This window comes from Pseudomonas weihenstephanensis (genome assembly GCF_001043055.1).
Classification (GTDB): domain Bacteria; phylum Pseudomonadota; class Gammaproteobacteria; order Pseudomonadales; family Pseudomonadaceae; genus Aquipseudomonas; species Aquipseudomonas weihenstephanensis.
In genome coordinates this window covers 144252-168244 of record NZ_JYLF01000002.1, presented here as the reverse complement: position 1 = coordinate 168244, position 23993 = coordinate 144252, and the positions used below count along the sequence as shown (strand labels likewise).

The following is a 23993-nucleotide window of genomic DNA, read 5'->3' as shown; positions in this document are numbered from 1 at the left end:
TCAAATGCTGGCGATTGGCTTATCCTTTTAGCTGTATATAAATACAGTAATCGCAAGACAACTTATCGTGAAGGCATATGAGGTGGTAAATGGCCGTCGAAGTGGTATACCGCAGCAGCCGAGATCTGGAGCGTTTGTTCATGGATAAAGCCGAAGCTGACCGTCATGACAAAATGCTTGAACTGGCAGAGTTGCTGGCTGAAGTGTTGCAAAAAGCTGTGCCGTCCTTGAGCGAGCAGCAAGTTGAAGAAGCTGGTATCTACATGGCGAAAAACCGCGATGTGTTTGCCAAGGCGTTCAAGAGTCAACCCGACGCACTCTCCGAGTTGCTGGTCGCAAGCGAGTAATCGCACACGGCACTCGCTTGACTCTCCCCCTAGGGGCAGGCTCTACGCTGCAAGACCCTCTTTGTGGTTGGTGTCTTAATGAGCAAGCGAGTGCTGGTGATTCTGGGCCACCCTTCTGCCCACAGTTTTTGTAGCGCACTGAGTGACTGTTATGTTGCGTCGGCTACACGCGCAGGCCACGAGGTACGCGTGCTGCGCCTTGGGGCGTTGCGTTTTGATCCTGTGCTGCATGAAGGGTATCGACAGGTTCAGCCGCTGGAGCCTGACCTGCTCAATGCGCAAGCCGACATCACCTGGGCCGAGCACCTGGTGTTGGTTTTCCCCATCTGGTGGGGCGGTGTACCTGCCCTGTTGAAGGGCTTTCTTGATCGCGTGCTGCTGCCTGGCTTTGCCTTCAAATACCAAAAAGGCAATCCCTTCCCCGCCAAACTCCTCACCGGTCGCACGGCCCATTTGCTGGTAACGATGGACACCCCGCCCTGGTACTACAAGTGGGTTTATCGAATGCCCGGCCTGAATCAAATTCGCAAAACCACGCTGGCGTTTTGCGGTATCAAACCACTTGCGACCCTGACGTTCGGTCCCCTGCTCGACTCCACCCCCGCAAAAAGACAGACTTGGCTGCAACACGCCCGCGCCCTGGCATTGCGTTAAGCGATACCCGGCGCTTCGATTGGAAAGGGATTTTTCATGTACATCGGCAAAGCCGCTCAGTTGTCGGGCACCACCATCAAAACCATTCGTCACTATGAAGCCATCGGGTTATTACCCCGCCCACAACGCCGGGGGGCCTACAGGGTGTACACCGAGCACAGCGTTGAACGCCTGACCTTCATCAAATGCGCGCAACAACTGGGCTTCAAGCTTAAAGAAATGCAGGCGATTCTTAAAAACCAGCCAGACCAGACAGTACCGTGGGACGTAGTAAACAAGGCCATTGCGGATAAAAAAATGGCCGTGATGCAGCAAATACAAGCACTGCAAACCGTGTATGAGGGGCTGCAAGCCTTTGAAGCCTTTTACCAAGAACAGCCGGTCCAGAGCCTCGGTTTTGCTGACGACACGCGTTGCCCGCAGCGGCCGATTGAACTCCAATCACAGCACTTGCCGCGCTGACCAACGGGTGTAGCGCGCATTAACAGAGGAAACCGCAGGTTGTGAGGGGAGGCTGTTTGACGTCATAGGCTGACACGGCCGCGCATCACTCGCCGTACAGCAACTTTTTCGCCAGTTCATCCGACACTCGCGCCGGTGAGCGTTTTTCTGCCTGCGCATGGGCATAAATGCCTGTCAGACGCTCACTGATACGCAACAGTTGCAGGTTGATTGCTTCGGGTTGCGCGCCTTGATGGGTGAGCGCCATGTAAATCAGACCGCCCGAATTGATCACATAGTCAGGCGCATACAAAATGCCGCGCCGTTCGAGTTGGTCGGCCACTTGCAGGTTGGTCAACTGGTTATTCGCACACCCCGCCACCGCTGAACACCGCAGTTGCGCCACGCTGTGCCAATTGAGCACGCCACCCAAACCACAGGGCGCGAGGATGTCACACGGCGTGCTGAGCAAGGCTTCTGGCGCAACCGGATGTGCGCCCAATTGCTCCATCGCCAACCGCACCTTACCGGGGTCCGTGTCGCTGACCAGTAACTCGGCACCCGCTGCGTGCAACTGCTGCGCCAGCGCAAATCCCACCTTGCCCAAACCCTGTATCGCCACCCGCAGACCTTCGAGGTTGTCACTGCCCAAGCGTGAAGACGCCGTGCTGCGGATGCCCGCAAAAACGCCCATTGCCGCGTGGGACGAAGAAGGATCACCCGCGGCCGTGGTGCTGGTGACGTGCCGGGTGTATTGGGCAATGCAGTCCATGTCGGCCATTGATGTACCGCTGTCGATGGCGGTGATGTAGCGGCCATCGAGCTGTTCAACACATCGCCCGAAGGCTTCAAACAAGGCTGCGCGGCTTTCAACATGCGGGGCGCGCATGATGACCGCCTTCGCGCCACCCACAGCCAAACCCGCCAGCGCCGCCTTATAACTCATGTCTTGCGCCAGGCGGACAGCGTCTGTGACTGCACTTTCATCATCGGAATAGGCCAGATAACGGCAGCCACCCAGCGCAGGCCCCAGGCGACTGCTGTGAATGGCGATGATGGCTTTTAGACCCGTAACCGGGTCGACAGTGAGGTGCAGTGACTCCACATGAGCACTTTGCATGAGAGCAAACATTATCCAGCCCTCGAACGGTGACAGGTAATCGCCAGTATAGGCGTCGCCTGAAAAGTCGTTGAAGTGAGCAGGCATAAGCCTGAGTGGCATTCGTTACTTCGGGCATATCTGCGCAAAGACAGAGAATGCTTTGGCTTTTTAAAGAGGCAAAGCCCCCTTGGAAGTAGCCCCCCGATTAACGGACAGGCTCAAGGCAGGCTTTTGATCTTGACGACGTTCAACCCGGTGTGTCGGGTTGGCGCGCCGGGTGTGCCTTGATGAATGCCGGGTGGTCCTGCGCCAACCGCGCCACTCGCAAAATTCGCGGATACGCGCTCAACACCACGTTAAAGCGTTCGGCCGCATATAACTGAGGCATCAAATACACATCCGCCAGGCCTGGCTGGGGGCCAAAACAGTAACCACTGTCGCCAATCAATTGCTCGATGGCTGCCAACCCCTGTGTGATCCAGTGGCTGATCCACTGCACCACCTGCGGCTCGTCCTGCCCTAAAGCACGCAATTGATTCAAGACACTGACGTTATGCAGCGGGTGTATGTCGCAGCCGATCAGGCTCGCCACCGCTCGCTCATGGGCCCGCGTTATCAGGTCGCTGGACAACAACGGCACCTGCGGATATTGCTCTTCGAGGTACTCGATGATGGCCGGTGATTGGGTCAGTACATCGCCATTGTCGGTGCGCAAGGCCGGTACACGGCCTTGCGGGTTTATTGCCAGGTACGGCGGTTGACGGTGTTCACCCCCATTGGCCGCGATCAGGTTGACCGCAACCGTTTGGTAATCCAGCCCCTTGAGCGCCAGCGCGATGCGTACCCTGTAGGAAGATGTCGAGCGGTAGTAGGTAAAGAGTTCCATGACCCGCTCCTTCTAGCGCGCCGCGACCACGGTGCCACGGCATTCGCCGAAGCCGATGGAGGCATAACCTTCACGGACACAACGGGCGCGCAGGATGATTTCGTCACCATCTTCGAGGAATTTACGCACCTCGCCAGACGGCAATTCAACCGGGTGTTTGCCACCTTCTGTGATTTCCAACAGGCTGCCCAGCTGCGAACGCTGTGGCCCCGACAACGTGCCCGAACCAAACAAGTCACCGGCTTGCAGTTGGCAGCCATTGACGCTGTGGTGAGTGACCAGTTGAGCGGCCGTCCAGTACATGTTCAGGCTGTTGCTCAACCCCAGTCGATGCGCGGGCAGTTGTTGCTCACGCATGGCTTGGGTCAACAGCAACACTTCCAGTTCGATATCCAGCGCGCCATTGGCTTGATCCTCGGGATCGAGCAGGTACGCCAGCGGTTGCGGATCACCTTCTGGACGTGGCGGCTGCGCACGCCGAAACGGTGCAAGAGCTTCGGCGCTCACCACCCACGGCGAGAGGGTGGTGATGAAACTTTTAGACAAGAACGGACCCAACGGCTGGTATTCCCACGCCTGAATATCACGTGCCGACCAGTCGTTAAGCAGGCAAAAACCGGCAATGTGCTCGCCCGCTTCACTCACGGGAATGCTGTCGCCCATCTCATTGCCCTGACCTATCCAGATGCCCAGCTCCAGCTCGTAATCCAACCGGGCGCACGGGCCAAAGCTCGGCTCGGTCTGACCGGCCGGCAAGGTCTGGCCTTTAGGGCGACGTACCTCAACACCTGAAGGGCGAATGGTTGAAGCCCGGCCGTGATAACCAATCGGCACGTATTTGTAGTTGGGCAACAACGGGTTGTCCGGGCGGAACAGCTTGCCGACGTTTTTTGCATGCTCAATGCCCACGTAAAAATCGGTGTAATCACCAATTTTCGCTGGCAGATGCAGTTGGCAGTCCGCCGCCAAAGGCAGCAGTGTGGCGCCTTGGGCCTCGATTTTTCCGCGCAGTGTGCTGCCTTCGCTGAGCAGTTCGATCAAGCGCTCGCGCAAGGCAACGCGGGCACTGCGCCCCAAAGCAAAGTAAGTATTCAACGTACCGCCGAGGGTGGCTTCTACAGCGACCTTGGCCTGACCTTCAAACAGCCCCGCCGCCAGCGCCGCTTCCAGGTCGAAGATGTGGTCGCCAATCGCGACGCCGCTGCGCGGCAGCGAACCGTCGAGGCTGAACACGCCCATAGGCAGGTTATGCAAAGGGAAATCGGTATGGCCGTTGGCAGAGGCGATCCAGCTACGGGTGAGAGTGGACTGGGTCATGCTTATCTCCGATTCGGGGTGAAGGTGGCAGGCAAGGAAGCCCAGCACGCGTCGTAATGGGGTTGCAGTTGCGGGCATTCGAGGGCAAACCGGGTGGGACGCAACACTTGGCTGGTTTCAAACATGAAGGCCATGGTGTTGTCGATTTTGCTCGGTTGCAGCTCGGCCGCAATCGCTTTGCTACAGGTTTCGCCGTCCGGGCCGTGGGCACTCATACAGCTGTGCAGCGAAGCGCCGCCTGGCAAAAAGCCTTCGGCCTTGGCGTCGTAGTTGCCCTGAATCAGCCCCATGAACTCGTTCATCAAGTTGCGGTGAAACCAGGGCGGGCGGAAGGTTTTTTCAGCCACCATCCAGCGTGGCGGGAAAATCACGAAGTCGAGGTTGGCCAGGCCGGGAACGCTGGTGGGCGAGGTCAACACCGTAAAAATGGAAGGGTCAGGATGGTCAAAACTGACCGTCCCAATGGTGTTAAAACGACGCAGGTCATAGAGGTACGGCACGTTGTTGCCATGCCATGCGACCACGTTCAACGGCGAATGATCCAGCTCACAGCCCCACAGTTCGCCAAGGAACTTTTGCACCAGCGTGGTGGGTTGCTGGCGGTCTTCGTAATGCGCGACCGGGGTCAAAAAGTCTCGTGGGTTGGCCAGACCATTGCTGCCAATTGGCCCCAGATCCGGCAGGCGCAAGGGTGCGCCGTGGTTCTCGGCCACATAACCGCGTGCCTGGGCATCGAGTAACTCGACACGAAATTTCATGCCACGCGGGATCACCGCGATCTCTAAAGGCCCGAGTTCCATACGCCCCAACTCAGTGGCGATACGCAGCCGCCCTTGCTCAGGCACGATCAGCAACTCGCCATCGGCGTTGAAAAATACGCGCTGCATCGACGTATTGGCGCAGTAGTTATAAATGCTGATCCCTGAAGGATGTTGCGCGCTGCTGTTAGCGACCATGCCCACTAGCCCGTCGACAAAATCCGTTGCCTCGCTGGGAATTGGCAGCGGATTCCAACGCAGACGGTTCGGTGTGACTTGGCCCAGTGAGCCACCGGTCAATTGCCGCTCAAGTTTTTCAAACGCCGGGTGATTGGCCGACGGCTGAATGCGGTACATCCAGGTGCGACGGGCCTCACTGCGGGTCATGGTAAACGCAGTACCCGATAACAATTCGGCGTACAGGCCATAAGGGGCTTTTTGCGGGGAGTTTTGACCGACAGGTAGCGCACCGGGCAGTGCTTCGCTACTGAATTCGTTGCCAAACCCGGATTGATAATCAAGGGCTGACATAGGCGAGTCGAGGTTCATGGAGCCTCCAGCGTGGAGAATGCAGGTGACTGCGCCCTGCTCTGAATCTGCGTGCGCACCGCTGCGTTATTTTATCGTAATCTGATTACGCATAACGTAATTTGATTGGTATTAAGCGTCAAGCTATAAAGACGCCCATTGATCCCGAGATGTAAGCGACACCATGGAAAAGCCCCTCAAAAGCACCGACAGTTCTGGCAAGCAAAAAGTACGTTCTGCCGAGGTTGGTACGGACATTCTCAAAGCATTGGCCGAACTGTCGCCCGCCACCTCGCTGTCGCGCCTGGCCGAGCACGTACACATGCCTGCAAGCAAAGTGCATCGCTATTTGCAGGCGCTGATTGCCAGCGGGTTTGCGGAACAGAATGCCGCCACCAACCATTACGGTCTGGGCCGCGAAGCGTTGCGCGTGGGCCTGGCAGCGCTCAATAGCATGGATGTGGTGAAAGTCGCGGCCTTACCGCTCTCGCAGCTACGCGATGATTTGAATGAAACCTGCTTTTTGGCGGTGTGGGGCAATCAGGGCGCAACCGTGGTCCACATTGAGCCAGCCGTACGCGCAGTGACCGTGGTAACACAATTGGGGTCGGTGCTGCCGTTGTTGAGTTCGTCTACGGGTCTGGTATTCAATGCGTACTTGCCCGACCGTGAAACCGCAGAGTTGCGCGAGCAGGCGTTTAATGCCGAGCCGGTTCATCCTTTGCAATCAGCTGAAACCTACGTGCAGTTGTGCAATGAAATACGAGAACGCGGCCTGCATTTTGTACACGGCCTGTTGATGCCCGGCGTCGATGCGTTATCGGCGCCGGTCTTTGATGCCACCGGTAAAGTGGCCGGGGTGCTCACCGTTGTCGGCCCCACGTCGGTGTTCCATGCCGATGAAAATGGGCCAGCAGCCAAGCTTGTACTCGCGACCAGTCGAGCCATCAGTTGGCGAATGGGCTATCAACCCGGCTAACCCCCACGGGTATTAAACGCGCCACTGGTGTTTGGCCTCATCCAGCAGGCTGCGCATTATTTTCTCGACATCATCCAGTGATGGTTTGCGCAGGCTATACGCCTGCTCAAACGTCCACGGCAGGGAAAACACGTACGTAATTCCCTGAACGTACGTAGGCTCGCTGCCACGCTCCAGTGAATCAATAGCCTCTTCGTAAAGAGACTGGCTGGAGACCAGTCTTTGATTGATCGGGTCGTCCACTGTGTTGATGTAAACGTCTGCACTGTTAAGCGCAAACGGTTCGAGTTTTTTATTCAGAAATACCCGCACTCGTTCGTATAACAAACCTGATACGCGTGGATCTGTTGGAGCATCGTTCAAAATATTCATGGTGTAATTCCTGTTATTACCGTGTGCCGGCCTTACCTCTTTTGTTACGGGGATCGATTCGCCCCAAAGTAGCGGGGTGCCGGTGAGGGTTACAAAGGCCACTGGATCAGTTGCTCCAGTCAGCCTTGGCATGGTCCAGAAGTTTTTGCATGAGGCCTTCAACCTCACGAATTGAGGGACGGCTCACGCGAAGCGTTTCTTCATAGCGCCCATGTTCGGAAAAGCAACCGGTCACCTCACTATCGTGTGACTGCACCTCGCCCCACTCCAGCGTGTCGTTACCCAACGCATTCAGGTCCTGACTAAACGTCACCACAGGATTAACGGCGCTATGAACCGTGGTAATGAAAAGACGCTGGCTGTCCGCTTCATATTGCGCCAGTTGCTGGTTCAAGAACTCGCGCACACGTGCATCAATTTCAGGGCTTGGTTTGAGAGCGAATGCCCCTGTGGAATGGATATGTTCTTCTGTCTTGTTCAAGGTAAAACTCCTTTTTATGCGGTCTGCCATCCAGCCTCATGCTGAAAGTCGTTGTGCAGACAGAAATTTTTCGATGACGTATTAAGCGCCGCTCACGATTAAACGGCGCACTGCATATTTATCGTTTCGCTCACACGCAAAGAGCCCCACGAAGCCTGAGCCAGAGAGGTTGAGAGAGGATTTCACTATTGCCAAAGCTGTAACAGAGATTGTCTTGAAGTGGGCTTACTCCATTAACAACCAGACTTTATTCTTGTCGCACGTTTCAGGCACATGCCTTAAGCGTCCCGACTGACGAGTGCGCATGCCTGCGTCGGTTTTATTCAGCACTTGGCCCTGACAGGCCAAGAAGCAACCGGGTTCACCCTGACGTTGATTTGTAGCTCCTTGATCGAACGTCTTCCTTGGCCGCTGTATTTACAGCGGCCTTTTTTATGCGCGCGATTTAAGGCGAATGCATCGCGAGTGCCGACACACGCCACGGTCGGCGGTGCTACAGCAACATCGCCAGTAACGGGGCGGCAAACAGGTTGAGAATACCTGTGAGCACCATCACCAGCCCCGCAACAGAGCCTTCTTCGCTGCCCACCTCACGAGCACGACTGACACCTGCACCGTGCGCCCCGATACCAAATAAAGCGCCCCGCGCCAGGCTGCTGCGCAACGGTAGCCATTTGAGCAACACGCCGCCTAGCAGCGCACCAAACACACCAGTAAACATCACGAACACCGCCGTCAGTTCTGGGATGCCACCCAAGTCCTGCGCCAGCGGCATGGCAAACGGCGTGGTGATGGAGCGCGGCACCAGCGACAGGGTCAGCGAGGTGTCTAGCGACAGCGCCTTGGCCAGCCAGAATGAACTGCCAATGGACACAGCACTGCCCGCCAACATGCCCATCAACAGCGCCACCCAATGTTTGGCCAGCAATTTACGCTGCTGCCAGATAGGCACCGCAAACGCCACGGTTACCGGGCCCAATACCAGCATCAACCAATGGGTGTTGCTGGAGTATTCGGCGTACGCGGTGTGCAGCGGTACAGCCACCGCGAGCAGTAAAGCGGGCACCAGAATCAACGGGGACAACAGATAGCGACCCGTGCGCCGGTATAACCAGCGGCTCAGGCCATAGGTGGCAAGTGTGAAGAGCAACCAGAACATCGGCATCCATTCAAACTTCATGGCGTAACCTCCAGCGGCACACCGCTTCCACGGTAAACGCCGTCACCACCATCACCAGCAACGTACTGACACCAATCACCAGCAAAATGCGCCAGCCTTCATCACGCACCAATATGCCGTAGTCGAGCAGGCTCATCAGGGCCGGAATAAAAAACAGCAGCATTTCGGCCATCAGCACGCCCGCTCCCAGCTGCAACGCCGCAGGCTTGACCCAGCCCAACGCGAAAGCCAGCAGCAACAGCGCCATGCCCACCACGCCACCCGGTATGGGTAGCTGCAAGCCGCTGGCAATCTGACACCCGGCAAAATAGATGGCCAGCAGAACAACGATTTCAGTGACCAGTCGACCCAAGCGTTTTACATCGAAGCGTTTCATTTTGTTTCCATCCCAGACAGGCCTTCAGTGTAAAGACCCCTCTTCCATCTCGAAAACGAATTGTTAGACTGGCAGTCATTCCAAAATGGAATTCATTCAATGGAATTCAAACAACTTCGTACCTTCGTTGAAGTCGCCCGCCTCGGTGGGTTCACCCAGGCCGCGCACACCTTGCATATCAGTCAATCGGCGGTGAGCAAACAAGTGGCTCAGCTCGAACAAAGCCTGGGCACGCCTGTATTTGACCGTTTGGGCTCACATGTACGGCTGACCGCAGCGGGCAATGTGGTGCTGCAACGGGCAGAAGGCATGTTGCGTTTGCAAAAAGAGTTGTTGAGTGAACTCGATGACTTGAGTCATTTGACGCGGGGCGAATTGCGTCTGGGCCTGCCGCTATTGGGCAGTGATGCGCTGTTCGCCGGGCTGTTTGCCGAATACCGCCGACGCTACCCCAACATTCAGGTGCAATTGCTCGAAGGCGGTAGCCTGGTGGTCGAGCAAGCGGTGTTAAGCGGCGAGCTGGAGATAGGTGGCAGTTTGACGCCCAACAATCCGGCCTTTGCCTACCAACCGTTTTGCGATGAACCGCTGGATGCCTTACTGCCCATCGATCATCCACTGGCAGAAGATGGCAGTGTGCGACTGGAGCAGTTGGCTGAAACACCGTTTCTGCTGTATCAGCGCAGTTTCGTACTCAATGATCGTTTGCTCCAGGCTTGCCAGCAAATGGGCTTTACCCCCAAGGAAGGTGGTCGCAGCGGGCAATCTGATTTTTTGGTGGCGCTGGTGGCAGCCGGCCAAGGCGTCGTATTGTTGCCCAGCGTCGTCGCGCGCGGGCTGGTGCGCCCCGGCGTGGTGAGGCTAAAACTCATTGCGCCGGATGATCTGCGCTGGGACATCGCCTTTATCTGGCGCGAGGGCGCGTATCTGTCGCGTGCCGCTCACGCCTGGCTGGAGTTGTTGCGCGAGCGGCCGGTTACAGCTTCAGCACTCGGATGAAATCAACAAGCCAAGGCTCACTGTCAATTTCAGGCGTTACAGTTTCGCTGGCATCCAGGCGCAGCATGGATAGCACCTCCTGCACGCCCAGTTCGGTAAATAGCTCGCGCATCTGTTCGCCGCCGCCGCAGTACGTGTCGCCGTAGCTTGCGTCGCCCAGCGCGATGACCGCACCCGGCAAGCCACGCCAGGGCGCCGGTAGCTGATCGCGAATCTGGCTGTAAAGCGGCATCAGGTTGTCCGGCAACTCACCCATACCCGTGGTCGAGGTGACCGCCAAAAAGGCATCGGGGGCAAATGCTTGAACATCGGCCAAGGTTGCACGCGGGTTAAGCAAGACTTCAAACCCGGCATCCGTCAGCAGTTGCCTGGCATTACGAGCAACTTCTTCTGCGGTGCCGTACACCGAGCCACATAGGATGGCGACTTTCATCAATCTGATCCTGTTACTGACTAAAAGGCCGGGATATTAACAGGTGAGACGGCGTTTCGGTGATGGCACGTGGACAGCTATCACCGATGTCTTAGAATGCAGAACACCGCTGGCGACAATCTGGCGATCAATCACTGGTTTATCGTCCGTTTGGCGAGGTCGCGCTTGCCGTCAGTCAAAAACATGCATCCGTAAAGGATTCCCCACTTTCAGAAGAGCGGTTCAATGATCAACGCACGCTTGCTGCAACGCATGGTCGACGCATCCCAGGACGGCATCGTGGTCGCCGAGCGGGAAGGTGATGACACCATTCTGATTTACGCGAACAGCGCTTTCGAAACCCTCACCGGTTATAGCCGTGACGAAATTCTGTACCAGGATTGCCGCTTTTTGCAGGCGGGCGATCGCGATCAACACGCACTGCAATTGATCCGCGAAGCGGTCGCCAACGGTCAACCGACCCGCCAGCGGCTGCGTAACTATCGCAAGGATGGCACGCATTTCTGGAACGAACTGTCGATTACCCCGGTGTTCAATGAAAGCGATCAACTGACGTATTTTATTGGCGTGCAAAAAGATGTCAGCCAACAGGTCAAAGCAGAACAACGAGTGGCGCAGCTAGAAGCCCAGCTGGCGGCCCTGACCGCAGAGCTGCAAACACTCAAGGCGACGAGCGGCCTCAACAAAACGTAAAAATGATGGTCTGTTGTAAACAGTTACGACTTTCATCTGCCAAAAAAACCGAGTTACACCATGTCGCACGATGCCCTTCTGACTCAAGACGAGTTGGATTTTATCCAGACCATGCATCAAAACCCGCTGCTTAATCAGCGGGATGCTTCGTCGAGTCTGCTGGTAAATGGGGTGTCGCAAATACGCGATCTGCTGACCCGCCTGGCCGCCCATGAGCAAGTCACGATTCAGGCTCAATTCGCTAATCAGCAAATGAGCTTTCCGCTGCGTTTGGTTGAAGACGAATTTCATGCCCAACATCTGCAATTGGGCGCGCCGAGCATTTTTGAAGACGGGCCGATGGTGCGCCCGTGGCGTTTGACACTGCCCGAACCGGTAGCCCTGGAAAATGTGCGCGGGCGCAGCGGCCACTTGTGGGTCACTGAAGTGTCGTTCAAGGGTTTGTTGATCAAGGTACGCAACGACACCCGCCCTCCGCGCCAGTTCGCTCAGTGGTTCAGCCCCACCGGCTATGAACGCATTGCGGTGCACGGCACGCTCGAACGCCAAACCGAACTGGGCCTGTACGCCTATCGGTTAAGTCAACGCGACCAGGGCGAAACCGAACGCTTGCGCCAGTTCATCCTGCAACAACACCGCCTGGCCCACCCCGCGCTGCACGTTTAGATTCAAACGCCCTTCAGAGAGATATCCAGACGCTGGCTCATCACACTCGCCTCACTGCCCAAGCACCCGATGGAGGACGCCATCAATGCTTCGCAGGCCAGATCCGACGCTTCGCCAGCCAACCAGACCGCACTGTTGAGGGGTTGCGTCAGCCTCAGCAAACGTTGAAGGCGCGCCGCACTCAGGGCGCGGGTACCCAATAGCACAACCGCTTGGGGGCGGATTTTTTCACATACCAGCGACAGTTCTTCCAGCGGCTGCCCGATGGCCAAAACCCTGACAACTCGATCATTACGCGCCAGCAACAACCCCGTCACCAGCAACTGCAATTCGTGGCACAACTCTGGCAAGGCCACGAGCACCACACACTGCGCCGGCGCAGCTACAACCTGTAATTGCAGACGGTGCTGAACACGACCGCGTAAAAAGCGGTCCAGCAACAGCCATTCACTGGTGCGACCAAACTCATCTTGCACGCGCAATAAACGCTGCCAGAGCGGCAAGAAAATCTCATGAAATACGGTTTTGAGCGGGTAGCTGGAAAAAACCTGTCCGTAAAGACGTTCGAGTTCAGGCTCATCAAAGGCCGTGAGCACGGCACCAATGCGGGACTGCCACTGTGAGTATTCATCCGTTTGGGCACTGGGTTGAGCAGGCGTGGGGTTGACACTACGCGTCAATAACTCGCCCACTTTGCTGACTGAAACACCGCGCTCGATCCACCCTTGAACCTGTCGCACTGTCTCAATATCGGTCACGGAGTACAGCCTGTGCCCACTTTCGGTGCGTTTTGGCTGGATTAAGCCATAACGACGCTCCCAGGCGCGCAGCGTGACCGGGTTGATACCGGTCAGGCGCGACACTTCACGGATCGGATAAAGGCCGTCCTGCTCTAAAGGGTCAGCAGCAGCCGCTACAGTGCGTTCAATATCTGTCATCACAGGCATCAGAAAGCCCAAAGCCGAAAATAAGTCTGGCGAGTCTACTCCTCATGGGCCTCACGTTCCCTTTTAACGAGGGTGTCGAGCAGCTTTAACGCGGGCACCTGAGTTCCCTCATCCTGCTGATAGGTAAATACAGGGAATGCTCTTCCTGCAAACTCAGGCCCTCCTTTATCAATGACTTTCTGAAAGTCTGCTCTGGCCGCAAGCCAATCAGGTTTGGACGGTACGGGGTAAAAAAGCAGTCCCGCGATCGCGCCGGGTTCAATGCCCACCGTTTGCACTTCATTATTTTCCAGCCGCTCGCTCTGCCGCACGTTCTGCTCCTTGATCAAACTCGCCAGCATTTTATTCAAGTGAAAACGGGCATCTGCGTCATGAATCACAGACATATCCGGTGCAACATTACCTGATGCGTTGTCTTTTTCATGAATGCCCACAATATGCCGACCAACTTTTTCTGGCAGCGCCAAAAATGCCATATGCCTTGGCATACCGGTGACGTTGGGGCCCATTGCGAAATAATTGGGCACGAGATTCGCGTGTGCCAATGTCCACTTGCGTAACCCGCCGTGCTGACTGGCGCCACTGGCGTGTAAGTTTCTGGCGTTGTCGACGCTGATGCCACAGTGGTGCAGCTCTTTATGGGCATGAGGCAATTGCACCGTGCGCACCAGCACCCCACCCCTAGAGAACGCCGCGCTTATGTCCTCGGGACGTGAATTATCCCCAGTTTTTAAAGATGCATGAACCGCATGGCCTGCTCGCGTATTAACACAGAGGCTGTCATTGGGCGCAAAAGCATTGAGGCTCTGAAGAAGCATGCTCTGTCCTCTGAGTATCGGGTGGTTAATGATTGGCCATTAAGCGGGGCAAGGTTCCACAGACCACGCGAAAACAGTGAAGTCTGTGTGCCCGAGCAACGGCTGAGTCAATTGAAAAGAGGAACAATCCTTGCTTGCACTCCCCAACGCAGCCCACCACCCCGGCGCTGCGTTTTATGCCTGCCTTACCCTGGCAGCATCAGCCACATGGAGATACACAATGTCTACCTCCCCTGTCACCTTGATGGTTGCACGCCGTGTCGCCGAAGGTCGCTATCAAGACATGATTGCCTGGCTGCATGAAGGCGAACAGTTGGCCACCGATTTCCCAGGTTATCTGGGCTCTGGCGTGCTGGCGCCGCCACCCGGTGATGACGCCTTTCAAATCATTTTCCGCTTTGCCGATGAAGCCACCCTGCACGCGTGGGAACATTCAGTCTCGCGCACGGCCTGGTTGCTGCGCGGCAGCGAGCTGTTTGCCCACCCGCACGAACACCGGGTCAGCGGCATCGACGGCTGGTTTGGCGCCGCCGGGCAGCGCCCACCCCGCTGGAAGCAAGCCGTGGCTATTTGGCTCGCGTTTTTTCCGATTTCATTGCTGTTCAATTTCGTGCTCAACCCCTTGCTGAGCGAGCTGAGCCTGCTACCCCGGGTGTTCGTCAGCACGCTGGCCCTGACACCCTTGATGGTTTACTTCTTTATTCCTTTATCGACCCACTTATTGTCAGGTTGGCTGCACCGCACACCTGCCAAACCTTTGGGCAGCGCCGCGACCTCCAACGGTCACTGAAACGGCATCAGGAACAGGGGATCCGTACAGGCATGGCCGTGGCGCAGCGGACGCTGGTATAGTTTTGCCATCACGCTGCCGCTCTCCCCTGTTCTCTGACGCCGAGCCTGTCATGCCATCTCAATCTGCACCCATTCTGATCACGGGCGCTGCCCAGCGCATTGGCTTGCACTGCGCGCAGCAATTGCTGGCAGACGGCTATCGAGTGATTTTCAGCTACCGCAGCGAAAAGCCCGGCGTGCAGATGTTGCGCGATCTGGGGGCCACAGCGGTATATGGCGACTTTTCAACCGAGCACGGCATTCTCGCGTTTATCGAACAACTGAAAAATCACACCCAGGCTTTACGGGCGATTGTGCATAACGCGTCGGCCTGGTTGCCAGAAAGCACTGATACACAAATCAGCGACTTCACACAGATGTTCAGTGTGCATATGCTCGCGCCGTACCTGATCAACCTGCAATGCAGCGAGCTGCTGGAGCGCTCAAGCCCGGCGGATATCGTACACATCAGTGACGATGTGACCCGCAAGGGCAGCAGCAAGCACATTGCGTATTGCGCCACCAAAGCGGGTCTCGACAGCCTGACGTTGTCATTCGCGGCTAAACTGGCGCCACGGATCAAAGTCAACGGCATTGCGCCCGCGCTGCTGCTGTTCAACCCGGACGACGACGCGGCGTACCGCGCCAAGGCCCTGGCCAAGTCAGCACTGGGGATCGAACCCGGGCCCGAGGTCATCTATCAAAGCCTGCGTTATCTGCTGGACAACCCGTATGTGACCGGCACCACTCTGACCGTCAATGGCGGTCGGCATCTCAAATAAGTCGTCCGCGAGGAAGTATTTTCATGAGCACATCATTGCCTGAGCACTACCGCGAGATCCTGCTGGGTCTCGGTGAGAACCCTGACCGCGAAGGCTTGCTCGACACCCCGAAACGCGCCGCCAAGGCCATGCAATACCTGTGTCACGGCTATGACCAAAGCGTTGACGATATCGTCAACGGCGCTCTGTTCGCCTCCGACAGCGACGAAATGGTGATCGTGGCCGATATCGAGCTGTACTCGCTGTGCGAACACCATTTGCTGCCATTTATCGGCAAGGCGCACGTGGCGTATATTCCGACCGGCAAAGTACTCGGCCTGTCGAAAGTGGCCCGCATCGTCGACATGTTTGCCCGCCGCCTGCAGATTCAGGAAAACCTCACCCGAGAAATCGCCGACGCTATTCAGAACGTCACTCAGGCGGCGGGTGTGGCCGTGGTGATTGAAGCCAAGCACATGTGCATGATGATGCGCGGCGTAGAAAAACAGAATTCGACCATGAACACCTCGGTGATGCTCGGTGCTTTTCGCGAGCCCAGCACCCGCATGGAGTTCCTGCAACTGATTGGACGGAGCAAGTCGTAATGCCACAACTTCAGCCAGGAATGGCCCGTATTCGCGTCAAAGACCTGTGCCTGCGCACCTACATTGGCATCAATGAAGAAGAAATCCTCAACAAGCAGGATGTGTTGATCAACCTCACCATCCTGTATGCCGCGCAAGAGGCCGTACGAGATAACGACATCGACCACGCGCTCAATTACCGCACCATCACCAAAGCTGTGATTGCCCACGTTGAAGAAAACCGTTTCGCGTTGCTGGAACGGTTGACCCAAGAGCTGCTGGATTTAGTGATGGCCAATAGCGCTGTGTTGTATGCCGAAGTCGAAGTCGACAAACCGCACGCCCTGCGCTTTGCCGAATCGGTCTCCATTACGCTGGCGGCAAGCCGCTAAGCTGCCCCCCTCTCTCACTCGGTGAACCCATGACGCCTCAAGAACGCCTTGAACTCGAAGCCGCTGCTTTTCGTCGCCTGGTCGCGCACCTGGACAGTCGTAAAGATGTGCAAAACATAGACCTGATGAACCTCTCGGGCTTTTGCCGCAACTGCCTGTCCAAGTGGTACAAGGCTGCGGCCGATGAGCGCCAGATCGAGGTCAGCCTCGATGACGCCCGCGAAGTGGTGTACGGCATGCCGTACGCCGACTGGAAAGCCCAGTACCAGAAAGAAGCCTCTGCCGAACAGACAGCGGCGTTTGCCCAAGGAAAAAAGCATGACTGATCTAACCGCTCTGCGCGTCAGCCTCAACAGCGGCGAACACCTGTTTGCCGACACCCTGGCTTTTATCGCCGCGCACTACGATTACCAGCCACAAGCCTTCACCAACGGCGAGGTGGAAAATGCTGCCGGGCAAAACGAAGGGTCGTGCAAGACCTTGGGCCTGGCGGTGCTGGAAGGGTTGAGCGACCCAGAGGCCCTGTTGGCGTTTGGCGAACATTACCGCTCAGTGCTCGCGACACCTGAAGGCAGCGATCACGGCAACATTCGCGCCCTGATCGCTCACGGTCTGGCCGGGGTGAAATTCAACGCCCGGCCATTGACCCGCAAGGCTTAAATCGAGCCGCCTGAATTGAAGTACTGCGCCAGGCCGCTGTAACAGGTGGCCAGGTGATAAGGGGTGGTCGAGGGCATGTCCTCGCGACTGACCTGGCCTTGCGCATCAAGGCATTCGTACCAACCCCCAGCGTGTAAAAAGTGCTGCTGCAACGCCTGCAATTGGCGTTGCACCCGCACCAGGCCATCTTCGCGCAACGTCAGTGCCCGCAGGTATTCGGCCTGAGCCCAGATTCGCTGCGTGCCATCACGCAGGCTGCCATCACTGCCCAACATGCCGCAGACCGCCCCGCTCTGCGGATCGACACCCACCTGCTCGGCAAACCCGAACGCGCGATCCAGTGAATCGTGCAGCGCCGTAGTGCGCAGCAAAGGTGAGGATTGCAGCAGGAAATACCATTCGAATTGATGGCCCGGCTCAAACCAGTTATCGGCTGCACCGCGGGGTTTTTCCAGCATCACCCCGTGTTCGGGCGCGATGAAGCGTTGCTGCATGCCCTCGGCGAGCGCCAGCAGCGCGGCGTGAGTGGCGGCGTCTTCGCGCACCGACAAGGTGGCGAGAAAGGCTTCAGCCAAGTGCATCAGCGGGTTTTGCAGCGGGCCGCTGCCCACTGTGGACCAATCCCGGTTCAAGCTGGCTTCGTACAAACCGTTGCCATCATTGAAGCGCTGCGCAACCACCTCCAAAGCCGCATTGAGCACCGACGCCACCAACGGCTCACGGACTTTGGCCCAGTAATGCGCACAGGCAAAAATGATGAAGGCGTGGGTGTAGAGGTCTTTGCGCTGATCCAGCGGCGCGCCCTGCGGGTCGATGCTGTAGAACCAGCCACCGTGTTCGGCGTCATGAAAATGCTGCTGCAAGGCGCGAAACAGCGCCGCTGCGCGCTCGCCCGCGCCAGGGAACTGAGCGTCCCCCATCAGGCTGGCAAATACATACAACTGCCGGGCGCAAGCCATCGCACGGTAACGCGCAGGGGGCAACGGTTGATGGGTTGCGCTCAGCGACTCGTAAGGCAACGCCAGCTCGGCATTCCAGCCGGGGCCTTGCCACAGCGGCACGATCACCTGACGAAAGTGCTGCTGCACGGCCGCAAAACCGGCAATCAGTTCAGGAGGGAAAACAGGGCTGGCTACATCAGGCATCGGCAAGGATCGTCACGGCTGGGGCGTTTGCGCGACATGATACACCCAAAGCTTCTTGACGCAGATGAGGGCGGCTGACGCCGTAACGCTTGATCATGGATTAAAGATCGGGGCTCAGCGCTTCACCACTGTTTTGGAGCACAGCAAACGTGCACATGAGCACAGTGAAGAGATCAGCGAGCAAGTATCGGCACGTCTGTTGCGTATGCATATGCACAGGCCGGGACTGATCTTAAGCCTGAGCTATCCGCGCCATCCCGAACGCATCAACACGGCTGTTTGAGATCAGGTTGTGGTCTTTGGATGAACAAGGCCAACGGGGCTGGCACACCCACCGCATTCGTTTTAATCCATCGCTCATTGGGAGGCTCGGTTACATGGAGTACGAGCGGCACGATCCCAAAGCCCTTCAAGACCCGCTGGAACTTCAAGGCCCTGACGATCCGCCTCACGAAGGGCTGCGCTCCGCAATGCCCATGCCGCCATGCACCGTCGTTGGCGTGAGAAGGAGGTGGGTTGGGTGTACGCGTTTTCTGGTACGTCTATCACGTCATGACGTTCTGAACGCTGCCCAACCGTTTGGTCGAATGGGAAATCAAACGCATCGCCAAAGTCGGCCGCCGCGCCCTGCCACAGGCCATGCGCGAATGGTCGAAACCCTTGCCACCCGAACACAGGGCCACACCCAGCCACGACCTGTTGCGTTTAAGCGCCAACGTCAGGGCCTTGAAGCAACGCTCACCACAGCGCGACATCACCGACATTTTTGCCGAAGTGTATCGAGCAGAACCTGACGCGTCGGATGGAGGGTGAGCAGGGACAAGCAAAAATGCGCACAAAAAAATGCCCGTATCGTTCGATACGGGCATTGGTGTGAACCGGGCCACGCAGGACTAAACAGTCACGGTGCCCTTCGGGTCAAGCGGTGTATCAGAACTCAGCGTTCTGCAAGCCGTCCAGGTAGCGCTCCGCGTCCAGTGCAGCCATGCAGCCGGCACCGGCCGAGGTGATGGCTTGACGGTAGACGTGATCGGCCACGTCACCGGCAGCAAACACGCCTTCGATGCTGGTGGCGGTGGCGTTGCCTTCGCGGCCGCCCTGCACAACCATGTAGCCGTCTTTAAGCGCCAGTTGGCCTTCGAACAACGAGGTGTTCGGGGTGTGGCCGATGGCGATAAACACGCCGTCGACGGTGATTTCGTCGAAGCTGCCGTCATTGTTTTTCAAGCGCGCACCGGTCACGCCCATGTTGTCGCCCAGCACTTCATCCAGGGTCGCGTTCAGCTTGAGTTCGATTTTGCCTTCCGCCACACGGGCATTGAGCTTGTCGATCAGGATTTTCTCGGCACGGAAGGTTTCGCGGCGGTGAACCAGCGTTACTTTGCTGGCGATGTTGGCCAGGTACAGGGCTTCTTCAACGGCAGTATTGCCGCCACCGACCACAGCCACCGGCTTGTTGCGATAGAAGAAGCCATCGCAGGTCGCGCACGCCGAGACGCCTTTGCCCATGAAGGTTTCTTCAGACGGCAAGCCCAGGTAACGGGCGCTGGCGCCGGTAGCGATGATCAGGGCGTCACAGGTGAAAGTACCGCTGTCGCCCTTGAGGGTGAACGGCTTGTTTTTCAGGTCCACTTCGTTGATGTGGTCGAACACGATCTCGGTTTCAAAACGCTCGGCGTGCTCACGCATACGCTCCATCAGCGCCGGACCGGTCAGGCCGTGAACATCACCCGGCCAGTTGTCGACCTCAGTGGTGGTGGTCAATTGACCGCCTGCCTGCATGCCCGTAATCAGCAGTGGCTTGAGGTTGGCGCGGGCCGCGTACACAGCAGCGCTGTAACCGGCAGGGCCGGAACCCAGAATAATCACTCGCGAATGACGTACTTCAGACATGACTCACTCCTATGACCGCCCGCGTCGAAATCGGGTCGGAACGCCGTTTGAGCGGCTGGAATATAAAAGGATCGCAAAGCAGTACAGGCTAGACCTGAAACGCATCGATCCTGAAAAAATGTGGGTGCAGCGTATCGAGGTGGCAGAGATTAAGGAAATACGCTTTAACAATCCAGCTCATAGCAGGTCTCAATGAGACCGCAGCCGTCTGAGGCCGCCTTTGTAACAGTTATTGTCGATCCTGATCCAAGGCTTTCACGCCATTCATAAAGCCGCTAAGGTCGCCCCGTTTTCTCATTGCTCGGAGTACAACTATGCCCGCCCCTGTTCTTTGCGGCCCGCACTACCTGCGTGAGGGTCTCAAGCTGGTGCTCACCCCCGGCCTGCGCCTGTTTGTATTGCTGCCATTGCTGATCAACCTGGTGCTGTTCGTCGGCTTGATTTATTTCGCAGGGCATCAGTTCAGCCTATGGGTGAATACCCTGATGCCCGCGCTGCCTAACTGGCTGAGTTTTCTCAATTACCTGCTGTGGCCGTTGTTCGTGGTGCTGGTGGCATTGATGGTGTTTTTTACCTTCACCCTGCTCGCCAATATCATTGCTGCACCCTTCAACGGTTTTCTCTCAGAGAAGGTTGAGGTGGTGGTGCGCGGCACGGATGACTTCCCGGCGTTCAGTTGGGGCGAGCTGATCGCCATGGTGCCGCGCACCCTGGCGCGAGAAATGCGCAAACTGGGGTATTTTCTGCCCCGCGCCATTGCCTTGTTGATCCTGTCGTTTATTCCGGTGCTGAACCTGATCGCCGCACCGCTGTGGCTGATTTTCGGGATCTGGATGATGGCCATTCAGTACATCGATTACCCGGCGGATAACCACAAACTGGGCTGGAACGAGATGCTCGCCTGGCTGCGTGAAAAACGCTGGCAGAGCATGAGTTTTGGCGGGATCGTCTATCTCGTACTGCTGATTCCGCTGGTCAACGTGCTGATGATGCCCGCCGCTGTCGCAGGCGCTACCCTGTTTTGGGTGCGTGAACGCGGCGAAGACGCCCTCAAAAGCCGCTGAACGTTTCATAAATCCATCATCAGCGTGACACATCGACGTCATGGCCCTACCCGACACTGGGGTCATGACCACTGCCCTTCATATCGCCCTCGTCACAGAAACCTTCCCACCCGAGATCAATGGCGTGGCCAATACCCTTGGCCATTTATATGAAGGTTTATGTGCACTCAATCATCACGTGGAACTGGTGCGCCCGCGCCAAAGCGGGGATGGCCATCAACACAGCACCGATCAATTGATGCTGTGCCGCGGTTGGCCAATACCGGGCTATCCCACCCTGCAATGGGGCATGACTTCAATCCATCGCTTGAGCAAACGCTGGCAGCAACAGCGCCCGGACGTGGTGTACATCGCCACCGAAGGGCCGCTGGGGCTGTGCGCGTTGCGAGTGGCCAGGCGTTTGGGGATTGCGGTGGTCAGTGGCTTTCACACCAATTTCCAGCAGTACTCCAGCCAGTACGGTTGGGGGCTTATTACCCGCGCCTTGACCCACTATTTGCGCTGGTTTCACAACCGTTCGGCGCTGACGCTGGTACCCAGCACCAGCCAGCGTCTGGAACTGCAACGCCGGCACTTCGAGCGCCTGCAACTGCTGACCCGTGGTGTTGACAGCCGCCTGTTCAACCCGGCCAAACGCCAGAACACCTTGCGTCAACACTGGGGCCTGCGTGAAGACGACATTGCCTTGCTGCACGTGGGCCGCCTGGCGCCGGAAAAAAACCTCACAGCCCTCAAGCGCTGCTTGCAGGCACTGCAAGCCCGTTACCCGGCGCGACGGCTCACGTTGATCATTGTCGGGGAAGGCCCCAAACGGGCGGCCCTCGAAGCCTCGCTGCCCGAGGCTATTTTTTGTGGTGTGCAGACGGGAGAAACGCTGGCCAGTCACTACGCCAGTAGTGACGTGTTCTTGTTTCCGAGCATGACCGAAACCTTCGGCAACGTTGTGCTCGAAGCCCTGGCATCAGGTTTAGGCGTGGTGGCGTATGACGAGGCGGCAGCGGGGTTGCATATCCGTCATGGCTATAACGGCGTACTGGCCATGACCGGGGACGAGCACGCGTGGATCGAAGCCGCAAGCTGGCTGCTGGATGACCCTGAGACGCTGCGCACCATTCGTCTGAATGCGCGTCAGCATGCCAGTCGTCATGGCTGGCCAAACATCATCAGGCAGTTCGAAGGGGTGCTGCACAACGCCTGTCGCGCTGAAACCTGCGCAGAGGCCATCCCCATCTCCGTACCGGTGAAAAAGCGTTAACTCAACGCTTTTTCAATCGCCTGAATCACTGCGGCATCGTCTGGAGCGGTGCGCGGCGAAAAACGCGCCAATACGCGACCGTCCTGACCCAGCAGGAATTTCTCGAAGTTCCAGGTAATGTCCCCCGGGAACTCAGCGCCCTCGCCTGCCAACAAGCGATACAACTGATGACGATCAGGATCGTTGACGTTCATTTTGCCGCTCAGATCGAAGGTCACGCCGTAGTTGAGGCTGCAAAAGGACTGGATTTCCTCGTCTGTGCCAGGCTCTTGTCCCGCGAATTGATTGCACGGCACGCCCAAAATGCTGAAACCTTGATCCTTGTACTGCTGATAGATGTTTTCCAGCGCCGCGTACTGTGGGGTCAAACCACATTTAGAGGCGACGTTCACCACCAGCACCACCTTGCCCTTGAGGGTTTCCAGTGGCAGCGGCTTGCCGTCCAGCGCGTCGAGGGTAAGTTCGTGAAAGGCACTCATGACGGACTCCAAAAATCTCGGGACCAGGTTCAGACAACCGCTCAAAAGCCAATTGCCCTACGCTTTAAAGATGAAAAAGGCGCCCGTAGGCGCCCTTTCCTGGCTAGCTCAGGTGAGCTTAGCAGCCATTATCAGTGCTGATGACCGCCTTCACCGTGTACGTGGCCGTGAGCAACTTCTTCTTCACTCGCGTCACGAATGGCCACAACCTTCACTTTGAAGTTCAGGCGTTGACCGGCCAATGGGTGGTTGCCATCAACGGTCACGTCGTCGCCGTCCAGATCACGAATGGTCACGATCTGCATTTGGCCGTCCGGCGCGGAAGCGTGGAACTGCATGCCGACTTCCAGTTCGTCAACGCCTTCGAACATGCTGCGGCTCAACGTGCTGACCAGTTCAGCGGAGTACTCGCCGTAAGCGTCTTCTGGCTCTACGGCAACTTCCAGCTCGTCACCGACTGCCTTGCCTTCCAGCGCCTTTTCCAGACCCGGGATGATGTTACCTGCGCCTTGCAGGTAAACCAGTGGCGCGCCACCGGCGGAGCTGTCGATGACCTCACCAGCGTCGTTGGTCAGGGTATAGTCGATGGAGACAGCCTTGTTGGCGGCGATCGTCATGGGGCGAGACCTTTTGCAGAAAATAAAGAGTGCGCAAGTTTAACCAAGCAAACGCACGAAAGCGAACACAACGAAACACAACCAAGACCAACGGATAATTTTGAAAAGCTCAATAATCATTGGTTGGCGACAGGATGAGGAGGCGCATTGGGTGGCCGTGCTGTCTTGTGGCCACACCCAGCACCATCGTCATCAACCGCCCTGGCAATCGCGCGCCTGGGTGCTTGACCCCGAGCAACGGCGCGCAAAAATAGGTCAGCCCTTTGCCTGTGGCTGGTGTGCTCAAGGGGCGGATAGCGCTAATCTTGGCAATTGATTCAGGCACATGACCCGCT

General features: G+C 57.2%; 31 protein-coding genes and 1 pseudogene. 17 read left to right on the top strand and 15 right to left on the bottom strand.

The annotated features are described in order from the left end of the window. Positions 1-89 precede the first annotated feature (89 nt). From TU86_RS05010 to TU86_RS05000, 3 genes are all read left to right on the top strand, one after another. Positions 90-347, top strand: a complete 258-nt coding sequence (locus tag TU86_RS05010) for a YebG family protein (protein WP_048363204.1) — start codon at positions 90-92, stop codon at positions 345-347. Positions 348-425: 78 nt separating this feature from the next. Next, complete coding sequence (locus TU86_RS05005) at positions 426-1001, top strand: NAD(P)H-dependent oxidoreductase (RefSeq protein WP_048363203.1); 576 nt, start codon at positions 426-428, stop codon at positions 999-1001. Between the two features lie 36 nt (positions 1002-1037). Beyond that, positions 1038-1463: a MerR family transcriptional regulator gene (locus tag TU86_RS05000; protein WP_048363202.1), complete on the top strand. Its 426-nt coding sequence runs from the start codon at positions 1038-1040 to the stop codon at positions 1461-1463. Positions 1464-1548: 85 nt separating this feature from the next. Here the strand turns inward: TU86_RS05000 and TU86_RS04995 are convergent, their stop codons facing one another. The 4 genes from TU86_RS04995 to hmgA all read right to left on the bottom strand — a co-directional run bounded on the left by TU86_RS04995 (position 1549) and on the right by hmgA (position 6054). Next, a complete protein-coding gene (locus TU86_RS04995) occupies positions 1549-2574 on the bottom strand; it encodes a Glu/Leu/Phe/Val dehydrogenase family protein (protein ID WP_048363680.1) in 1026 nt (341 codons plus the stop codon). 217 nt (positions 2575-2791) lie between these two features. After that, positions 2792-3430, bottom strand: a complete 639-nt coding sequence (gene maiA, locus TU86_RS04990) for a maleylacetoacetate isomerase (RefSeq protein WP_048363201.1) — start codon at positions 3428-3430, stop codon at positions 2792-2794. Positions 3431-3442: 12 nt separating this feature from the next. Continuing rightward, positions 3443-4747, bottom strand: coding sequence for a fumarylacetoacetase (gene fahA, locus TU86_RS04985; RefSeq protein ID WP_048363200.1), 1305 nt, complete (start codon positions 4745-4747; stop codon positions 3443-3445). A 2-nt stretch (positions 4748-4749) separates the two neighbouring features. Further along, positions 4750-6054 (bottom strand): homogentisate 1,2-dioxygenase, encoded by a 1305-nt coding sequence (gene hmgA, locus TU86_RS04980; protein WP_048363199.1) that lies wholly within the window; start codon positions 6052-6054, stop codon positions 4750-4752. Positions 6055-6217: 163 nt separating this feature from the next. On the opposite strand from hmgA, the gene TU86_RS04975 reads away from it, so the two are divergent. After that, a complete protein-coding gene (locus TU86_RS04975) occupies positions 6218-7012 on the top strand; it encodes an IclR family transcriptional regulator (protein ID WP_048363198.1) in 795 nt (264 codons plus the stop codon). A 12-nt stretch (positions 7013-7024) separates the two neighbouring features. Here the strand turns inward: TU86_RS04975 and TU86_RS04970 are convergent, their stop codons facing one another. From TU86_RS04970 to TU86_RS04955, 4 genes are all read right to left on the bottom strand, one after another. Beyond that, positions 7025-7384: a hypothetical protein gene (locus TU86_RS04970; protein ID WP_048363197.1), complete on the bottom strand. Its 360-nt coding sequence runs from the start codon at positions 7382-7384 to the stop codon at positions 7025-7027. Positions 7385-7490: 106 nt separating this feature from the next. After that, positions 7491-7865 (bottom strand): hypothetical protein, encoded by a 375-nt coding sequence (locus TU86_RS04965; protein WP_048363196.1) that lies wholly within the window; start codon positions 7863-7865, stop codon positions 7491-7493. Positions 7866-8358: 493 nt separating this feature from the next. Next, the gene (locus TU86_RS04960) at positions 8359-9045 is read right to left on the bottom strand and encodes an LrgB family protein (RefSeq protein ID WP_048363195.1); all 687 of its coding nucleotides are present in this window, start codon (positions 9043-9045) and stop codon (positions 8359-8361) included. Next, positions 9035-9421: a CidA/LrgA family protein gene (locus TU86_RS04955; protein WP_048363194.1), complete on the bottom strand. Its 387-nt coding sequence runs from the start codon at positions 9419-9421 to the stop codon at positions 9035-9037. The genes TU86_RS04960 and TU86_RS04955 overlap by 11 nt, the downstream gene beginning before the upstream one ends. 99 nt (positions 9422-9520) lie before the next feature. Here TU86_RS04955 and TU86_RS04950 point away from each other — a divergent pair, with 99 nt between their 5' ends. Then, entirely contained in the window at positions 9521-10420 is a 900-nt protein-coding gene (locus tag TU86_RS04950) for a LysR family transcriptional regulator (protein WP_048363193.1), read from the top strand. On the opposite strand, the gene TU86_RS04945 is transcribed toward TU86_RS04950, so the two are convergent. After that, the gene (locus TU86_RS04945) at positions 10398-10853 is read right to left on the bottom strand and encodes a flavodoxin (RefSeq protein ID WP_048363192.1); all 456 of its coding nucleotides are present in this window, start codon (positions 10851-10853) and stop codon (positions 10398-10400) included. The genes TU86_RS04950 and TU86_RS04945 overlap by 23 nt on opposite strands. Before the next feature lie 225 nt (positions 10854-11078). Here TU86_RS04945 and TU86_RS04940 point away from each other — a divergent pair, with 225 nt between their 5' ends. Further along, on the top strand, positions 11079-11546 hold the full coding sequence (locus tag TU86_RS04940; protein WP_048363191.1) for a PAS domain-containing protein: 468 nt from the start codon (positions 11079-11081) through the stop codon (positions 11544-11546). 60 nt (positions 11547-11606) lie between these two features. Then, the gene (locus tag TU86_RS04935) at positions 11607-12212 is read left to right on the top strand and encodes a hypothetical protein (protein ID WP_048363190.1); all 606 of its coding nucleotides are present in this window, start codon (positions 11607-11609) and stop codon (positions 12210-12212) included. Between the two features lie 2 nt (positions 12213-12214). Here TU86_RS04935 and TU86_RS04930 read toward each other — a convergent pair whose 3' ends face one another. Together TU86_RS04930 and TU86_RS04925 are read right to left on the bottom strand one after the other, a co-directional pair. Continuing rightward, positions 12215-13159: a MerR family transcriptional regulator gene (locus tag TU86_RS04930; RefSeq protein ID WP_048363679.1), complete on the bottom strand. Its 945-nt coding sequence runs from the start codon at positions 13157-13159 to the stop codon at positions 12215-12217. 35 nt (positions 13160-13194) lie between these two features. Then, the gene (locus TU86_RS04925) at positions 13195-13977 is read right to left on the bottom strand and encodes a hypothetical protein (protein WP_048363189.1); all 783 of its coding nucleotides are present in this window, start codon (positions 13975-13977) and stop codon (positions 13195-13197) included. A 220-nt stretch (positions 13978-14197) separates the two neighbouring features. Between TU86_RS04925 and TU86_RS04920 the strand changes: the two genes are divergently transcribed. From TU86_RS04920 to TU86_RS04895, 6 genes are all read left to right on the top strand, one after another. Then, entirely contained in the window at positions 14198-14767 is a 570-nt protein-coding gene (locus TU86_RS04920) for a putative antibiotic biosynthesis monooxygenase (RefSeq protein ID WP_048363188.1), read from the top strand. Positions 14768-14879: 112 nt separating this feature from the next. After that, positions 14880-15590: a dihydromonapterin reductase gene (gene folM, locus TU86_RS04915; protein ID WP_048363187.1), complete on the top strand. Its 711-nt coding sequence runs from the start codon at positions 14880-14882 to the stop codon at positions 15588-15590. Between the two features lie 23 nt (positions 15591-15613). After that, the gene (gene folE, locus TU86_RS04910; protein ID WP_048363186.1) at positions 15614-16174 is read left to right on the top strand and encodes a GTP cyclohydrolase I FolE; all 561 of its coding nucleotides are present in this window, start codon (positions 15614-15616) and stop codon (positions 16172-16174) included. After that, positions 16174-16545 carry a dihydroneopterin triphosphate 2'-epimerase gene (gene folX / locus TU86_RS04905; RefSeq protein WP_048363185.1) on the top strand — a complete coding sequence of 124 codons (372 nt, stop codon included), beginning with the start codon at positions 16174-16176 and terminating at the stop codon, positions 16543-16545. The genes folE and folX overlap by 1 nt, the downstream gene beginning before the upstream one ends. A 29-nt stretch (positions 16546-16574) precedes the next feature. Then, a complete protein-coding gene (locus TU86_RS04900) occupies positions 16575-16871 on the top strand; it encodes a DUF1244 domain-containing protein (RefSeq protein WP_048363184.1) in 297 nt (98 codons plus the stop codon). After that, entirely contained in the window at positions 16864-17205 is a 342-nt protein-coding gene (locus TU86_RS04895; RefSeq protein ID WP_048363183.1) for a HopJ type III effector protein, read from the top strand. The genes TU86_RS04900 and TU86_RS04895 overlap by 8 nt, the downstream gene beginning before the upstream one ends. Here TU86_RS04895 and TU86_RS04890 read toward each other — a convergent pair. Further along, the gene (locus TU86_RS04890) at positions 17202-18350 is read right to left on the bottom strand and encodes an AGE family epimerase/isomerase (RefSeq protein WP_048363182.1); all 1149 of its coding nucleotides are present in this window, start codon (positions 18348-18350) and stop codon (positions 17202-17204) included. The genes TU86_RS04895 and TU86_RS04890 overlap by 4 nt on opposite strands. 579 nt (positions 18351-18929) lie before the next feature. Between TU86_RS04890 and TU86_RS23570 the strand changes: the two genes are divergently transcribed. Then, the gene (locus tag TU86_RS23570; RefSeq protein WP_053075983.1) at positions 18930-19163 is read left to right on the top strand and encodes a hypothetical protein; all 234 of its coding nucleotides are present in this window, start codon (positions 18930-18932) and stop codon (positions 19161-19163) included. Between the two features lie 117 nt (positions 19164-19280). Here TU86_RS23570 and trxB read toward each other — a convergent pair whose 3' ends face one another. Then, on the bottom strand, positions 19281-20243 hold the full coding sequence (trxB, locus tag TU86_RS04875; protein WP_048363180.1) for a thioredoxin-disulfide reductase: 963 nt from the start codon (positions 20241-20243) through the stop codon (positions 19281-19283). A 314-nt stretch (positions 20244-20557) separates the two neighbouring features. Between trxB and cysZ the strand changes: the two genes are divergently transcribed. After that, positions 20558-21307 (top strand): sulfate transporter CysZ, encoded by a 750-nt coding sequence (gene cysZ, locus TU86_RS04865; protein ID WP_048363178.1) that lies wholly within the window; start codon positions 20558-20560, stop codon positions 21305-21307. Between the two features lie 40 nt (positions 21308-21347). Then, entirely contained in the window at positions 21348-22562 is a 1215-nt protein-coding gene (locus tag TU86_RS04860) for a glycosyltransferase family 4 protein (protein WP_048363177.1), read from the top strand. Here TU86_RS04860 and TU86_RS04855 read toward each other — a convergent pair. After that, complete coding sequence (locus TU86_RS04855; RefSeq protein WP_048363176.1) at positions 22559-23041, bottom strand: glutathione peroxidase; 483 nt, start codon at positions 23039-23041, stop codon at positions 22559-22561. The genes TU86_RS04860 and TU86_RS04855 overlap by 4 nt on opposite strands. Positions 23042-23172: 131 nt before the next feature. After that, on the bottom strand, positions 23173-23658 hold the full coding sequence (locus TU86_RS04850) for an FKBP-type peptidyl-prolyl cis-trans isomerase (RefSeq protein WP_048363175.1): 486 nt from the start codon (positions 23656-23658) through the stop codon (positions 23173-23175). Here TU86_RS04850 and TU86_RS23565 point away from each other — a divergent pair. After that, a pseudogene (locus TU86_RS23565) lies at positions 23627-23974 on the top strand (DUF3565 domain-containing protein). The gene TU86_RS04850 and the pseudogene TU86_RS23565 sit on opposite strands and share 32 nt — an antisense overlap. The last annotated feature ends 19 nt before the right edge of the window (positions 23975-23993 follow it).

Excerpts from the sequence above, each read along its gene's own strand:
- TU86_RS05010 (WP_048363204.1), top strand. The coding sequence starts at position 90 with ATGGCCGTCGAAGTGGTATACCGCAGCAGCCGAGATCTGGAGCGTTTG.
- TU86_RS05005 (WP_048363203.1), top strand. The coding sequence starts at position 426 with ATGAGCAAGCGAGTGCTGGTGATTCTGGGCCACCCTTCTGCCCACAGT.
- TU86_RS05000 (WP_048363202.1), top strand. The coding sequence starts at position 1,038 with ATGTACATCGGCAAAGCCGCTCAGTTGTCGGGCACCACCATCAAAACC.
- TU86_RS04995 (WP_048363680.1), bottom strand. The coding sequence starts at position 2,574 with ATGTTTGCTCTCATGCAAAGTGCTCATGTGGAGTCACTGCACCTCACT.
- maiA (WP_048363201.1), bottom strand. The coding sequence starts at position 3,430 with ATGGAACTCTTTACCTACTACCGCTCGACATCTTCCTACAGGGTACGC.
- fahA (WP_048363200.1), bottom strand. The coding sequence starts at position 4,747 with ATGACCCAGTCCACTCTCACCCGTAGCTGGATCGCCTCTGCCAACGGC.
- hmgA (WP_048363199.1), bottom strand. The coding sequence starts at position 6,054 with ATGAACCTCGACTCGCCTATGTCAGCCCTTGATTATCAATCCGGGTTT.
- TU86_RS04975 (WP_048363198.1), top strand. The coding sequence starts at position 6,218 with ATGGAAAAGCCCCTCAAAAGCACCGACAGTTCTGGCAAGCAAAAAGTA.
- TU86_RS04970 (WP_048363197.1), bottom strand. The coding sequence starts at position 7,384 with ATGAATATTTTGAACGATGCTCCAACAGATCCACGCGTATCAGGTTTG.
- TU86_RS04960 (WP_048363195.1), bottom strand. The coding sequence starts at position 9,045 with ATGAAGTTTGAATGGATGCCGATGTTCTGGTTGCTCTTCACACTTGCC.
- TU86_RS04955 (WP_048363194.1), bottom strand. The coding sequence starts at position 9,421 with ATGAAACGCTTCGATGTAAAACGCTTGGGTCGACTGGTCACTGAAATC.
- TU86_RS04950 (WP_048363193.1), top strand. The coding sequence starts at position 9,521 with ATGGAATTCAAACAACTTCGTACCTTCGTTGAAGTCGCCCGCCTCGGT.
- TU86_RS04945 (WP_048363192.1), bottom strand. The coding sequence starts at position 10,853 with ATGAAAGTCGCCATCCTATGTGGCTCGGTGTACGGCACCGCAGAAGAA.
- TU86_RS04940 (WP_048363191.1), top strand. The coding sequence starts at position 11,079 with ATGATCAACGCACGCTTGCTGCAACGCATGGTCGACGCATCCCAGGAC.
- TU86_RS04935 (WP_048363190.1), top strand. The coding sequence starts at position 11,607 with ATGTCGCACGATGCCCTTCTGACTCAAGACGAGTTGGATTTTATCCAG.
- TU86_RS04930 (WP_048363679.1), bottom strand. The coding sequence starts at position 13,159 with ATGCCTGTGATGACAGATATTGAACGCACTGTAGCGGCTGCTGCTGAC.
- TU86_RS04925 (WP_048363189.1), bottom strand. The coding sequence starts at position 13,977 with ATGCTTCTTCAGAGCCTCAATGCTTTTGCGCCCAATGACAGCCTCTGT.
- TU86_RS04920 (WP_048363188.1), top strand. The coding sequence starts at position 14,198 with ATGTCTACCTCCCCTGTCACCTTGATGGTTGCACGCCGTGTCGCCGAA.
- folM (WP_048363187.1), top strand. The coding sequence starts at position 14,880 with ATGCCATCTCAATCTGCACCCATTCTGATCACGGGCGCTGCCCAGCGC.
- folE (WP_048363186.1), top strand. The coding sequence starts at position 15,614 with ATGAGCACATCATTGCCTGAGCACTACCGCGAGATCCTGCTGGGTCTC.
- folX (WP_048363185.1), top strand. The coding sequence starts at position 16,174 with ATGCCACAACTTCAGCCAGGAATGGCCCGTATTCGCGTCAAAGACCTG.
- TU86_RS04900 (WP_048363184.1), top strand. The coding sequence starts at position 16,575 with ATGACGCCTCAAGAACGCCTTGAACTCGAAGCCGCTGCTTTTCGTCGC.
- TU86_RS04895 (WP_048363183.1), top strand. The coding sequence starts at position 16,864 with ATGACTGATCTAACCGCTCTGCGCGTCAGCCTCAACAGCGGCGAACAC.
- TU86_RS04890 (WP_048363182.1), bottom strand. The coding sequence starts at position 18,350 with ATGCCTGATGTAGCCAGCCCTGTTTTCCCTCCTGAACTGATTGCCGGT.
- trxB (WP_048363180.1), bottom strand. The coding sequence starts at position 20,243 with ATGTCTGAAGTACGTCATTCGCGAGTGATTATTCTGGGTTCCGGCCCT.
- cysZ (WP_048363178.1), top strand. The coding sequence starts at position 20,558 with ATGCCCGCCCCTGTTCTTTGCGGCCCGCACTACCTGCGTGAGGGTCTC.
- TU86_RS04860 (WP_048363177.1), top strand. The coding sequence starts at position 21,348 with ATGGCCCTACCCGACACTGGGGTCATGACCACTGCCCTTCATATCGCC.
- TU86_RS04855 (WP_048363176.1), bottom strand. The coding sequence starts at position 23,041 with ATGAGTGCCTTTCACGAACTTACCCTCGACGCGCTGGACGGCAAGCCG.
- TU86_RS04850 (WP_048363175.1), bottom strand. The coding sequence starts at position 23,658 with ATGACGATCGCCGCCAACAAGGCTGTCTCCATCGACTATACCCTGACC.